Origin of the sequence: Gordonia namibiensis NBRC 108229 (assembly GCF_000298235.1) — a bacterium.
Lineage (GTDB): Bacteria > Actinomycetota > Actinomycetes > Mycobacteriales > Mycobacteriaceae > Gordonia > Gordonia namibiensis.
Genome location: NZ_BAHE01000059.1, coordinates 1 through 13698, shown reverse-complemented (window position 1 = coordinate 13698; position 13698 = coordinate 1). Strand labels below are relative to the sequence as shown.

Annotated in this window: 10 protein-coding genes; 6 read left to right on the top strand and 4 right to left on the bottom strand. The window is 70.0% G+C overall.

The features are described from left to right. Positions 1-123: 123 nt before the first annotated feature. Both GONAM_RS21255 and GONAM_RS21250 read left to right on the top strand, forming a co-directional pair. Positions 124-324 (top strand): DUF2613 domain-containing protein, encoded by a 201-nt coding sequence (locus tag GONAM_RS21255; protein WP_005196483.1) that lies wholly within the window; start codon positions 124-126, stop codon positions 322-324. Between the two features lie 85 nt (positions 325-409). Further along, a complete protein-coding gene (locus tag GONAM_RS21250; protein ID WP_439644551.1) occupies positions 410-4732 on the top strand; it encodes a DUF3367 domain-containing protein in 4323 nt (1440 codons plus the stop codon). Here the strand turns inward: GONAM_RS21250 and GONAM_RS21245 are convergent. Continuing rightward, the gene (locus GONAM_RS21245; RefSeq protein ID WP_157159190.1) at positions 4648-5973 is read right to left on the bottom strand and encodes an acyltransferase family protein; all 1326 of its coding nucleotides are present in this window, start codon (positions 5971-5973) and stop codon (positions 4648-4650) included. The genes GONAM_RS21250 and GONAM_RS21245 overlap by 85 nt on opposite strands. A gap of 44 nt (positions 5974-6017) precedes the next feature. Between GONAM_RS21245 and pgfA the strand changes: the two genes are divergently transcribed. Beyond that, positions 6018-7220 carry a cell envelope lipid trafficking protein PgfA gene (gene pgfA / locus GONAM_RS21240; protein ID WP_174310988.1) on the top strand — a complete coding sequence of 401 codons (1203 nt, stop codon included), beginning with the start codon at positions 6018-6020 and terminating at the stop codon, positions 7218-7220. Positions 7221-7223: 3 nt separating this feature from the next. Here pgfA and GONAM_RS21235 read toward each other — a convergent pair whose 3' ends face one another. Beyond that, the gene (locus GONAM_RS21235; protein WP_006868813.1) at positions 7224-7694 is read right to left on the bottom strand and encodes an SRPBCC family protein; all 471 of its coding nucleotides are present in this window, start codon (positions 7692-7694) and stop codon (positions 7224-7226) included. Between the two features lie 57 nt (positions 7695-7751). Then, positions 7752-8942 (bottom strand): lipopolysaccharide biosynthesis protein, encoded by a 1191-nt coding sequence (locus tag GONAM_RS21230; RefSeq protein ID WP_040537156.1) that lies wholly within the window; start codon positions 8940-8942, stop codon positions 7752-7754. Positions 8943-9053: 111 nt separating this feature from the next. Between GONAM_RS21230 and GONAM_RS21225 the strand changes: the two genes are divergently transcribed. Beyond that, positions 9054-9989 carry an HpcH/HpaI aldolase/citrate lyase family protein gene (locus tag GONAM_RS21225; RefSeq protein WP_006868811.1) on the top strand — a complete coding sequence of 312 codons (936 nt, stop codon included), beginning with the start codon at positions 9054-9056 and terminating at the stop codon, positions 9987-9989. Between the two features lie 15 nt (positions 9990-10004). Beyond that, on the top strand, positions 10005-11720 hold the full coding sequence (locus GONAM_RS21220; protein ID WP_040537154.1) for an MmpA family trehalose lipid delivery protein: 1716 nt from the start codon (positions 10005-10007) through the stop codon (positions 11718-11720). Here GONAM_RS21220 and GONAM_RS21215 read toward each other — a convergent pair. Continuing rightward, positions 11686-12834: a glycosyltransferase family 4 protein gene (locus GONAM_RS21215; protein WP_006868809.1), complete on the bottom strand. Its 1149-nt coding sequence runs from the start codon at positions 12832-12834 to the stop codon at positions 11686-11688. The genes GONAM_RS21220 and GONAM_RS21215 overlap by 35 nt on opposite strands. Before the next feature lie 68 nt (positions 12835-12902). On the opposite strand from GONAM_RS21215, the gene GONAM_RS21210 reads away from it, so the two are divergent. Continuing rightward, the gene (locus GONAM_RS21210) at positions 12903-13664 is read left to right on the top strand and encodes a class I SAM-dependent methyltransferase (RefSeq protein WP_006868808.1); all 762 of its coding nucleotides are present in this window, start codon (positions 12903-12905) and stop codon (positions 13662-13664) included. Positions 13665-13698: the final 34 nt, after the last annotated feature.

Here is a 13698-nt window from a genome sequence, read left to right as displayed (position 1 = left end):
CCGGCGATTTCCCGGCGGCGTCGACGCCCGCTCCCGCCGGTGTCGACGAATCCCGTGCCCGAACCGCCGGACATGCCCGGGTGACACCGGGGTGAGACACCGCGCGATGGTAGTTTCTTCGCCATGACCAACAACCGCCTTGTGGCCGGCGCCGTCGCCGGAGTGGCCGGCATCCTGGTGGGACTCGGCGCGGTGTTCCTCGGCGGGTTCCTCGCCTCCGAGAACAGCCCGTCGACGGACCTGAACAACATCAATCCGAACAGCGGATTCGTCCAGGGTTCGGTCGACTACGGATCGCGCGGCGGCGCGGGCGAGACCAACTGACGCCCGCCCCCGATGCTCGGCGTCGGGGCTCTTCTGACGGCAGCAGCAACTGAGTAGTACAACGACCACCGCTCCCACAGGTGTCCTGTCGGCACGTGGGGTCGGTGCCGCTGCCGCGATCGCGCTTCTCGTCTGCCTGCTGCAGTCCCCGGGCCGGATCGCCGCCGACACCAAGCTCGACCTGACGGCGAACCCGCTCGGATTTCTTGCGCGTGCGGCACACCTGTGGACCCCGAATGCCCCGATGGGGCAGGTCCAGAACCAGGCATACGGGTACTTCTTCCCACACGGCGCCTTCTTCGCCCTCGGTGATCTGCTGTCGATCCCGCCGTGGATCGTCCAGCGGTTGTGGTGGACGCTGCTCCTCACCGTCGGCTTCGTCGGCATCGTGCGTGTCGCGGAGGCACTGCGACTGGGCTCGCCGGCCTCCCGGATCATCGCGGGCGTCGTCTTCGTCCTGAGTCCGCGCGTCCTCACGACCCTCGGCTCGATCTCGTCGGAGACGCTGCCGATGATGCTGGCGCCGTGGGTCCTCCTGCCCGTCATCCGGGCGCTCGACGCCCCCGCCTCCGATGGCCGACCGCTCTGGCGGGAGGCCGCCCGATCCGCAGCCGCCGTCGCCCTGATGGGTGCGGTCAACGCGGTGGCGACCGCCGCCGCCCTCGGCGTCGCGGCCGTATGGTGGCTGTTGCATAGGCCCCGAGACCACCGCTGGTGGCGATTCGGTGCCTGGACCGCGCTGGGACTGCTCCTGGCGTGCGCGTGGTGGATCGTCCCACTGCTCATCCTGTCCCGCGTCAGCCCACCCTTCCTGGACTACATCGAGTCCGCCCGCGTCACGACGCAGTGGACGTCGCTGACCGAGGTCCTGCGCGGCGCGAGTTCGTGGACGCCGTTCGTCTCCACCGAACGCGTCGCCGGCGCAGTCCTCGTCACCCAGCCGGCCGCGGTGCTGGCCACCGGCACGATCGCTGCTGCAGGTCTTGCCGGCCTGTGCATGCGCCACATGCCGTTCCGCGGTCGCCTCGTGACGATCCTGGGCGTCGGCCTGGTGATCATGTGTGTCGGATTCGACGGGGGTCTCGGGTCGCCGATCGCCGAACAGATCCGCGTGTTCCTCGACGGTTCCGGTGCGCCCCTACGCAACATCCACAAGTTCGAACCCTTCATCCGCATCCCGCTGGTACTCGGTGTCGCGCACCTGCTGGCCCGGGTCCCGTTGCCCGGCACCGTCTCCGTCCGAGAGACGCTCTCGGCCTTCGCACACCCCCAGCGATCCCGGCCGGTGGCCGCGGCCATCGTGCTGCTCGTGGCCGTCATCGGCGCGGGGTCGCTCATCTGGACCGGCCAGCTCGCTCCCGCCGGTACCTACACCGCTATCCCCAACCACTGGAAGCAGACCGCGGACTGGTTGGCCGAACACAGCACCAGCCCCGACGGCTCGCCAACCGCGCGGACCCTCGTCGTCCCCGGCGCCCCGTTCGCCGACCAGCTGTGGGGTCTCACGCGCGACGAGCCCCTGCAACCGCTCGCCGACGCCCCGTGGGCCGTGCGCGACGCCATCCCGCTGACCCCGCCCGGAGCGATCCGCGCGCTCGACTCCGTGCAACGCGAGATCGCCGCCGGTCGTGGATCACCAGGCCTGGCCGAGACCCTCGCCCAGCAGGGCGTGGGCTTCGTGGTGCTGCGCGCCGATCTCACTCCCGAGACCTCCCGGTCGGCGCGACCGCTCCTCGCCCAGCAGGCCCTCGACACCTCTCCCGGGCTGACGCGGGTCGCGCAGTTCGGTCCCCAGGTCGGGCCACCGAGCGTCCGGGGCGTGAAGCGTGACAACGGTTTACGACCCACCATGCCCGCCGTCCAGATCTATGCGGTCGAGGCCAGAGGATTCGACGGCACCGGCCCCCTCCTCGTCGACAAGCAGGGCGTCCCGCGCGTGGCCGGCGGCCCCGAGGCCATCGCCGCGCTCGCCGAAGTGCGTGCACGGCAGGGCCTTCCGCCTCTCGGACCGGTTCTGCTCGACGCCGATGCCCGACGCGCCGGGATCGCCGGCGGCCCACTGATCGTGACCGACACCCCGAGCGACCGCGAGACCGATTTCGGACGGGTCGACGACCACAGCTCCGCCATCCGATCGGCCGACGACCCGCGGCGCACGCAGAACGCGGCCGCCGACTACCCGGTTGACGGTCAGCCGCTCGTCCGCGGGGAATGGTTGCTGGACAACCGGAGTGGCGAGATCGAGGTGACGACGTCGGGCTCGGCTTCGGACGCGGTGCAACCGGGACAGACCTCCCCCGCGAACTCCCCCGCGGCGGCCTTCGACGGCAACCCGCAGACCGCCTGGGTGAGTGGCGGGCTCGAAGGGGCCGTCGGCCGATGGATGCGGATCGGGTTCACCACACCCCAGACGGATCTCGCACTGTCGCTGACCACCGCGAAGGCCCTCGGCTCGGACGTGACCAGCGTGCTGATCACCACCGAGGCCGGCAGCACCGTGGCATCGGGACTCCGACCGGGTGAGCCGATGACGGTGACCGCACCGAGCGGCCCGACCCGCTGGATCCAGATCCGCGCCCTGCGCACCGAGAACGGCACCGCCGGAAACCAGTTCGCCCTGGGTGAGGTGGAGGTGTCGAACCTGCGGACCTCCACGCCTCTGAAGATCAGGCATCGCGTCGTGCTGCCCGAAGTCGAGGCGGGCACCACGGTCGATCAGTGGCTGCTGTACTCCGAACTCAACGGCCGGGCCTGGTGCGTCGCCGATCCCGCCCGCGAGAAGACCCGCTGCGCACCGGGACTCGGCCTGTCACCGGAGACGTCGTCGGTGTTCAGCCGTGCCCTGTCGGTCCCCGAGGACACCACGGTCACCCCGTCGGTGGTCCTGCGGCCACGCCCCGGCGACGCACTCGACCGGCTGCTCGCCACACCGGGCGGCGTGACGGCCACCGGTCCGCGACCGGTCACCGATCCCCGCGGGGGCCCGGCCGCCGCCGTCGACGGCGACCCCGGCACTGCATGGACCGCGCCGCAGATCCCCGAGAAGGAGAAGTCAAAGGATCGCGAAGACGACGACGAGGGGTCTGCCGACGATGCGACGCCGACGCTGGTCCTCCGCCTACCTGCCGAGCAACGCGTCGAATCGCTGAAACTCGTTGCGCCGGGCGACTACCCGGCCACCCCGACCGAGGTCGCCGTCGATCTCGGCACCGGCGAACAGATCCGCGAGGTCGGCAAGGACGGCATCCTGCGACTCGACCCTGCGATCACCGACCGCATCGAGATCACCATCCGCGCACAGGGCGACCTGATCGACGTCAACAGTCTCGGATTCGCCACTCCTGCACCGCCGGGCATCGCCGAGGTCGAGGTCATCCCGGCGCCACGCGCGCCGGTCGACGGTGATCGAATCGTCGAGATCGAGTGCAGCGATGGCCTCGGCATCACCGCCGCCGGCCAGGTGGTCGGCATCTCCGCGCGGACCACCACGGCCGCACTGCGTTCGGGGGAACCGGTGGTCGCCCGGGCCTGCGCGCCCGGCGAACTGCGACTGCCCGCCGGACAGCAGGAGGTATCCGTCAACCCCGGTCAGGCGTTCACCGTCGACGCGGTGTCGCTGACGGCCGGGGCACCCGTGGAAGGCGCTGCGACGACCACGCCGGACGTCGTCGAATGGACCGCGGCGAGTCGTGCGGTGCAGGTCGATCCCGGTCCCGAACGCCTACTCGTGGTCCCCGAGTCCACCAACCCGGGCTGGATCGCGCGCATCGACGGACGGGAGCTGTCGCCGGTGGTCGTGAACGGCTGGCAGCAGGGCTGGATCGTGCCCGCCGGGGCGTCGGGGACGGTCGAGCTCACCTACCGGTTCGACTCGCTGTACCGCTGGTCGCTCGTCATCGGACTCGTGCTGATGGCCCTGCTCCTCGTCGCCGCATGGTGGCCGTCCTCGCGACGAGACACCGTCGACGAACGGGGCACCGTGACCACCGGACGGTTCACCCTGACGGCTGCCGGTCTCGGGATTCTCGGTGCGTCGTGGCTGCTGTCGGGATGGTGGGGTCTGGCTGTCGGAATCGGGGTGGGGGTGGTCGCCGCGGCGATCCCACCGAAGGCCGGGGTGACAACGACTTTCGCGACGATGATGCTCGCCACCGTCGGCCTCACCGCCGGCCCGTGGCACGCCTCCGGCGGCTATCACGGCTGGGAGTGGTGGGTTCAGTTGCCTGCGCTGGTCGCGGTGCTGATGACCGGTTGGCTGGTGTTCTGGTCGACGGTCGACGCGGCTGCGGAGGGCGACCCTTCGAGGCTCGCTCCGCTCACACCTCAGGGAGCGGCGGGGGCGCGCTTCCGGCGTCGTGTCTCGCGGTTACGCAACCAGTTCCGCGCCGGTTCCTCGATGAACGCGTAGGACGCCGCTGCGATCCCGATCGAGAGTCCCAGTGTGATCACCAGGACCAGTAGGGTGTCGCCGTTGAACGGCACGATGCCGAACAGCGGGAAGACGACCGCGAGGACTGCGACGTGCCAGATGAAGATGCCGTAGGACCAGCGTCCCAGCGCGAGCATCACGCGTGAGGTGAGGAAGCGGAACGGGCCCGGGTTGCAGACGAGCGGTGCGAGAAGCGCGTAGCCGCACAGTGCACCGAGGACCATCTTGGTGACGAACTCGATGTTGGTGACGTCACCGAGTCCGGTCGGGCCGGCGAGCCGGGTGCACGCCAGCCCGTAGGCGGCAACGAGGACCGCGAGCATCAGCCACCGATTCGCGCTGAGTCGTACGACCAGGTTCATCCACCGCCCGCGTGGCGCGCCTGCGGTGTCGAGCACGCCCGCGACCTCGGCGAGGATCAGACCGGCGACGAACCACGGCAGGTGACCGAACACCCAGTTCTTGGTCTCCACACCATCGGCGACGGGCAGCGAGGTGCCCACCCAGGCCCAGCCGAGGCTGAGGGCGCCGAGCACCAGGAGCACCGGGATGCGCGCGCTTGCCCGCCGGCCCCGCAATCGCACCAGGGCGAGACCGATGAGCGGGAGCAGCGCGTAGAAGGCGATCTCGACCGACAGGCTCCACATCTGGGTGAGTCCCGCGGTCAACGTCAGGGGTACGAAGACCTGGGTCAGGGTGAGATTGGCGAGCCAGACGTCGAAGTCGGCGCCCTGGGCCTCGGGCAGAAGAAGCAGCACCAGCACGACGACCACCACGTACGCCGGCCAGATGCGGACGACGCGGTGCTCGAGATAGCGCGGGATCGACGGATGCCCGGAACCTCGATGCGCAGCGTCGACCCACGGCCGCCACAGCAGGAAACCGGAGAGGCCGAAGAACAGCGCGACGGCGAGGTCGAGGCGGCCGAGCACCGGGCCGAGGACCGCGATCTCGACGGCCCGCGTCTGGAAGGCCACGTGCGTGATCAGGACGCCGATCGCGGCCAGGGCACGCATGCCCTCGAGTTGCGGGTAGAAGCGTCGCGAGGTGACGGCCGGGGCGGCCGCGTCGGAGTGCGACGACGCCCCGGAGCGGGCATCGGGGTCTGAAGCCGCGACGGCGGCGGCGTTCGATGCGGCGACAGAGTCGGTGTTCGATGCGGCGACGGAGTCGGTGTTCGATGCGGCGACAGAGTCGCGGGCGGAGTCGGTGCTGGTCATGCTGGTGACACTGTAGCCCGGTGGCATCCACTACCCTCGCCACCATGTCTTCGGAGCCGTCCCCGGTGCCCTCCCCCGCGGAGGAACAGTCCGCACCTCACCGCTGGTCCACCGCGGACCTGGCCGGACCGACGCTCATCTTCATCGGCAGCTTTCTTATCGCGGTGACCATCGCCCTGCCGACGCTGCTCGTGGGCAACTTCCGCGAGATCCCGCTGAGCACCGACTTCACCACGGTCGCCACCGCCGAGGACGCGACGATCCTCGACCGCTGCTCGCTGGCCACGCCCGCGGCACGGACACTCGACGCCGATCTGGTCCGCCAGCAGCGGGTCGTCGCGGTGCAGCCGTCCGACGAACACCGCGTGACGCTGCAGGCCGGCACCTCGGTCCAGGCCGAGACGCTGCGCATCGACGACCGGGCAGTGGAGCCGGAGGATCCGCGGCCGGGCAGCGACGCCGACGCCGATTCGCCGGATGCCTGCAACGACGCCACGATCGACGCGGTCAAGGACCGGGTGACGCTCGACCGGGAGACCGCCGAACCGCAGCTCTCCGCACGCGGGGCGTCGGAGATCCAGTACGACAGCAACGAGGCGCCGGTGCTGGTCCCCGACCGCCGCGGTTTCACCTACCTGCTGCCCTTCGACATCAGCCTGACCGACCACGAGTTCTTCGACGTGGTCACCCGGACGACCGTGCCCCTGAAATACGACGGCGACACCGAGGTCGTCGGCAAGGACGTCGCCCGGTTCCGCGCCGAGGTCCCCGAGACCGACCTCGCCCGCGCCGCGTTCGGCAGGCCGGTCGGCACCGACGTCGTCATCACCCGCCCGGCGTCGTGGTTCGGCCTCGACGGCCCGCGTCGCGACCTGACTGCCACTTTGCGACACCGCAGTTCGTGGGACCTCGCCGTCGAACCGCGAACAGGCACGATCGTCGACGCGAAGATCACCGTCGACGAGTTCTACGCCTTCCCCGACGGCACTCCCGGTGTGCCCGCGGACTTCCGGCTGCCGCACCTGCAGGCGACCTTCGCCTACGACGACACCACGCAGTCCCGGATGTCGCGTCTGGCTTCAGATCTCGCGACCCCGATCACGATCTGGGGTCGCATCGTGCCGATCGCGACCGGCGTTCTCGGCGTCGCCGCACTGGTCGTCGGAGCTCTCCTGATCAACCCGGCGTGGTTGCCCACGAGGTTCCGGCGCTCCGGCGGCGAGATCACCGCCGGAACCGACGGATAGAACTCAGGAAGCAGCCTGGGCCGCGAGACGGCCGAGGGTGTCCTCGAGCTGGGCCTCGGTCACCAGCGGGAACTTCACCTGCTCGAGGAGCTTCTTGTCGGTGACCTTCGACCAGTCGTAGGTGTGGCGGACCAGCGTCTCGTTGGGACCCTGGGACTCCAGCTCCCACAACCACTCCCAGCCGGGAGGCTCGGTGCCGGCGGGAGTCGTCTTCCACGCCAGCAGCTTGTCCTTGGCATACCCGGTCACGTGGTTGTCGGTCTTGTACTCGCCGCCCATGTGGTCGCCCTCCATGTTCATCGTGAACACCTCACCGACGTTCTGGATGCGATCGGCGTGGTCGACGCCGCGGATGAACCCCGAGCCGTCGATGGCCTGATGCCTCTCGGGATTGGAGAGGATGTCGAAGACCGCGTCGACGGGCGCCTCGATGACTCGTTGGACAGTGACCTTGGTGACTCCGTTGTCGCTCATCTGTCCACCCTGCCGAAACATCCGGAGCTCGGCAACGTTCCTGCTGAAGCCCGATGATCAGCGGGTGAGCGCCCACGTGGCGGTGGCCGCGATCGTCACCGCGACGGCCGCGGTGGCCGCCACCCCGACCACCGAGCCGGCGACGGTGAGGATGACCACCACCTCGGTCGCCACGACGATCCAGGTCACGAAGGCGACCCGGGTGCGGTCGCGGGCGATGGCCGACAGCAGCACCACCTGGAGCACGGCCAGGGCCGCGCCGATGTAGGCGAAGAGCCACAGGAGCGGGACCAGCTCGTCGTAACCGTCGCCGAAGACGATCGGCACCAGCGGTCCCGCGAGTCCGGCGCCGAGAGTCAGGACCACGCCGACGCCGGCGACCACCGCCACCGCCTGCCGCAGCGAGACACGAGACCGGGCAGGGTCGGCGAGGCGCGGATAGAAGACCACGCCGATGGCCTGCGGCAGCCAGAACGCGACCTTGGTGGCGATCGCACCGAGCGCGTACACGCCGACCGACTCGGCGTCGAGAACCCGCGGCGAGAGCAGGAGATCCACCGACGACGCCACGATCAGCACCAGCTGCACCTGTGATGCGCGAACGACGCTGAGGACCCCGACCGTGCCCGCATCCGAGACGCGCTCCCCGACCTTCCCGACGACCGCCCAGACCACCACCGCCGACACCGCGGCACCGATGGTCCCGGCCAGCAGCCCACCCGCCGGACCGGCGCCCAGCACGAAGGCGCCGACGATCGGCATCGAGCGCAGGATCCCGACCGCGGCCAGGACCCACGACAACGTCCGGAACTCGCCGCGCCCCTGCAGGATGCCCTGACCTGCGGCGATCAGCGCCAGCAGCGGGGCCGCACCGAGAGCGGCCAGTGTCGTCATCACGCCCGTGCGCATGAGCAACGCAACCAGCGGCGTCGCGACGGCGACCAGGACCACCACGTACAGCGTCGTCTGGATGCCCACCCGCCGGAGTCGCCGCTCGTCGCGCCCCAGGACGACCTCGCGGGCTACGACGTTCTGCAGCGCCAGTGCGGGCACACCCAGCACCAGCATCGCCGACAGCAGGACCGCGAACTCGCCGTACTCGCTGACATCCAGATACCGCGCGCTCGCCGCGAGATGGACCACGTACATGCAGATGTTGGCGACCATCGATCCGACGGCCACCGACCCGACAGCCCCGACGGTCCCCGACGAGGCCTGTTGCCTCCGGGTCGGACGGGTCTGCTGCATGGATCAAGTGTGCCGAGTTGGTACCGGCTCACGCGCACAGGGTGCTTTGCACCGGTCATCGGACATAGGCAACGATGGGTAGGCTGCAGAATTCACCGACGAGAGATACCGATGTACGACGAGAACACGACCTACGACGCCGAATCGACCGATGTCGGTTCGCGTATCGATCCGGTGCTGGCCCGCAGCTGGCTCCTGGTCAACGGCGCCCACTACGCGAAGTTCGAGCCGGCGGCTCGCTCGCGCGCCGACATCGTCGTGCTCGACATCGAAGACGCGGTGGCTCCCAAGGACAAGGTCGAGGCGCGGAACAACGTCGTGCGCTGGATCGGCCCCAAGGACGGTTCCGGTCCCGGCGCCGGTGAATGGGTCCGCATCAACGGCTTCGGCACCCCGTGGTGGGCCGATGATCTGGAAGCACTCGCGCAGACCGCGATCGGCGGCGTCATGCTGGCGATGGTCGAGTCCGTCGACCACGTGACCGAGACCGCCAAGCGCCTACCGGGTCTCCCGATCGTCGCCCTCGTCGAGACCGCCCGCGGACTCGAGCGGATCAGCGAGATCGCCTCCGCCAAGGGCACCTTCCGCCTCGCCTTCGGTATCGGCGACTTCCGCCGGGACACCGGCTTCGGCGACAACCCGCAGACCCTCGCCTACGCCCGGTCGCGATTCACCATCGCCGCCAAGGCAGCTCACCTCCCCAGCGCCATCGACGGCCCGACCGTGGGTTCCAGTGCTCTCAAGCTGAGCGAGGCCACTGCGGTCAGTGCGGAGTTCGGCATGACCGGCAAGATCTGCCTGACCCCCGCGCAGTGCGCCCCGGTCAACGAAGGCCTCTCGCCCTCTCAAGACGAGATCACCTGGGCGCGGGAGTTCTTCGCCGAGTTCGAGCGGGACGGCGGGGAGATCCGCAACGGTTCGGACCTTCCCCGCATCGCACGCGCCACCAAGATCCTCGACCTCGCGCGCGCCTACGGCATCACCGAGTCGGAGTTCGACGACGACCCGGTGCACGCACCCGCGCCGTCGGACACCCACCACTTCTGATCCGCACGGGCCGCGGTGTTCTCCGGACGGTTGCTCCCGACGCTCTACCTGACGAGTGTCGTTGCGGCCGTATCTGTCCTGGCGCCACTGCTCCCGGGGTTGTTCGGCGTCGGACCTGGTTACCTCCTGTACCGGGACGCAGTGTCGACGCCGCGCACCCACATCACCGACACCACGCTGGGCATCGGCGACCTGCCGCCGCGCGCGGTGCCGCAGGACTGGTTCGTCGCAATGGCGTCGACGGTCGTCGACGGCGGCACGGTGGTCACCGCGATTCTGCTGGCCGCCTTGATTTTCGCCGGGGTCGGTTTCGGCCGGCTGGCGTTCCGGCTCGTCCCCGGTGCCGGACGTGCAGGTGCGGTCGCCGCAGCTCTTGCGGCGATCTGGAACCCCTACGTCGCCGAACGGCTCCTGCAGGGGCACTGGAGTCTGCTGGTCGGATACGCCACCCTGGGCTGGATTCTCGTTGCGGCGTCGGAACTTCGGGACCGACGCGACACGGCGCGGTTCCTCCGGCTCGGCGGACTGCTGGCGGCCGCCGGACTGACGCCAACAGGTTCGGTACTCGCCGGGGTCGTGCTGGCCGTGGGGCTCAGCTGCCGTCCGGTCGGACTGCACCCTTCGTTCGTGGCCGCCGGCCTGTGGGTTCTGAGCGCGCTGCCGTGGGTCGTGACGGCCATGATCAGCGATGCCACCACCACTTCCGCCCGCGTCAGTGTCGAAGCCTTCGGCCTCCGGTCGGAGCCGGGACTCGGTCCGGTGGGAACCGTGCTGTCCCTGGGCGGCATCTGGAACGCCGATGCCGTGCCCGCCAGTCGCACCATCTGGTGGGCGGCGATCGCGACGCTGTGCCTGTTCCTCGTGATCGCGGCCGGTGTCATCTGCCTCGTGCGGCGTCGGACATCACTCGATCCGCTGGTCCGCGGTATCGGCGCGCTGACCGTCGCCGTCGTACTCGTGCTGATCTTCAGCTCCTTCGGCCCGGGAGAGTGGTTGTTGGAGTTCGGGGTCGAGCACGTTCCCGGTGCCGGCCTGCTCCGCGACACCCAGAAGTTCTCCGCGCTGCTCGTCCCCGGGGTCGCGCTGGCCGTGGCCGGTGCGGTCGCGGCGGCCTGTAGGCGGGTGCCGGCGGGCTTCGCGTTCGTCGGGGTCGTGTTGCTCGCCGTGGCGCCGCTGCCCGATCTCGCCTGGGGTGCGGGCGGTTCGGTGCGGCCGGTGGCCTACCCCGACGACTGGGCCGCGGTGGCAGAGATCGTGCCCGGCGACCAGGGATCGGTCGCGCTGTGGCCCGCGGACACCGTGCGGCACTACCGTTTCGCGGACGGCGTCTCACTCGATCCCGCGGCGCGGATGCTGCGGGCCCCGGTGATCGAGTCGGGTGCACTGACCGTCGACGGCGAGGTCGTCGATCCACCGAACGAGCACGCTGCGGCTGTGGCGTCGGCGCTCGAGGCCGGCGGTTCCCCCGACCATCTCGCGGCGCTCGGCGTGGGTTGGGTTCTCGTCGAGAACGATTCCCCGCCCACCCGGCTCGCAGCGGACGCGCGGCTCGTCCACAACGGAGACGATCTACGGCTGTACCGGGTCGACGCCCCGGCCGATCGTGGAGCGGGAGCCGCCGATCGGGCTCTGGCGATCGCCGCGCACCTCCTGTGGGCGGCGATGCTGCTCGCCGGCGTCGCAGGGGCGGTCGTCGTCAGCGCGCGAGAACGGCGTCGAACGTCTCGATGAACCCGTCGCAGGTGGCGGCCCAGGAGTAGCGGCCCGCGCGGACCCGCGCGTTGTCCCCGAGTCGCTGGGCCTCGTCCGGGTTGTCGATGAGTTTCCGTGTGGCGCTGACCAATTCATCGACCCCGTCGACGAGGAGACCGGTGTTGCCGTCGTCGATGGAGTCGGTGAGACCGACCGAGCTGCGGTAGCCGATGGTCGGGACCCCGTGCTGCGCGGCTTCGACGACTGCCAGACCCCACCCCTCTTTGCGGGAGGGCATGAGGTGGACCCGGGCCCGCGAGAGCAGCTCGTGCTTGCGCTCCTCGCTGACATGGCCGTGGAAGGTGACCGCGTCGTCGACCTCGAGTTCGGTTGCCGCCGAGCGCAGTTCGTCGGACCACCAACCGCCGCCGATGACGTCGAGTTCGACGTCGATTCCGGACCGTCGCAGCTGCGCCAGGACCGTCAGCGCGTCCTCGACCTGCTTGTGCGGCACCAGGCGCGACAGGACACACAGACGCACCGGCTCGGTACCGGTGCCGGAGGACTGCGCGGCGAGAACCGCTTCCGCGGGTACGGGGTCGATGCCGTTGCGCACGACGGAGATCCGATCTGCATCGACGCCGAGCGCCACGAGTTCGGTCTTCGACGGCGTGGACACCGTGACGTAGCGGTTCCGGCGATGAATCCTCGGCGAGAGCCGGGACTCGATGAACCATCCGATGTGCCCGAGCAGCCGACCGGCGACCGGCCACTGCTCGCGGTGACAGTGATGGACCAGCACCACGGTCGGCGCCGAGGCGACGGCGGTCGCGAAGAACGGCACCCCGTTCTGGGTGTCGACGACGACCTCCGGACGGCAGTCCCGGAGCGGCCCGAAGCCGAGACGACCGGCCAGGATCGTCGTCAGCATGCGCGGATACACGGTGATCCGCCCGCCGGCACGCACAAATCGCATGCCGTCGCGGTACTCCTCGTCGGCCGCGCCCGGATATGCGGAGGTCAGAAAGGTCACGCGTGCGCCGCGTCGGGCCAGTTCGGCGCCGACGCGTTCCAGATAGGTCTCACTGCCACCGCCCTGAGGGTGGCGGGTATCCCGCCAGCACAGCAGCAGGACGTCGGAAGGTACGCGCATCGCACGACAGCCTACCGCCGAGTAGCTGATGATCTGCCGAGACTCCGGTCGATTAGAGTTTCCCGACGATGACGACCACGACTTCCGGCCGCGACCGTATGGCCCGGCTGGCCACCCTGCGGCGCGCGGCCGGGCTGCTGAACGACTTCCGGTACGAGCAGTCCGATCCCGCCCGCTTCTACGGCGCACTGGCGACCGACACCGCAGAGATGGTTGAGGCGTTCGTCCCCGACCTCGACGGCGGCGTGATCCTCGACGTCGGCGGCGGTCCCGGCTACTTCGCCGACGCCTTCCGCGCACGGGGTGCGCACTACATGTCGGTCGAACCGGACCCGGCGGAGATGCATGCCGGTGGTCTCGAACACCGCGGGTCGGTCCGCGGGTCGGGCCAGAACCTGCCCTTCGCCGACGACTGCATCGACGTGACGTTGTCGTCGAACGTCGTCGAACACACGTCGACGCCGTGGGAGATGGCCGACGACATGCTGCGCGTGACCCGCCCGGGCGGCGTCGTCATCATCAGCTACACGCTGTGGTGGGGTCCGTTCGGCGGCCACGAGATGGGTCTCACCCATTACCTCGGCGGGCACCGCGCGGCGCGTCTCTACACGCGTCGTCACGGCCATCCGCCCAAGAACCTCTTCGGGACGTCGCTGTTCGCCGTCCACGCGACCGACGGCCTGCGCTGGGCGGAATCGGCGACCGATCGGGCCGAGTTGCTGGCCGCCTTCCCCCGCTACATCCCGCGCTGGATGTGGTGGGTCATGCGCGTCCCCGGCCTCCGCGAGGTGCTGGGCACCAACCTCGTGCTGGTGCTGCGCAAGCGGTAGGCCCTGGTTTCGATACGGCTCGTCGCAAGCTCCT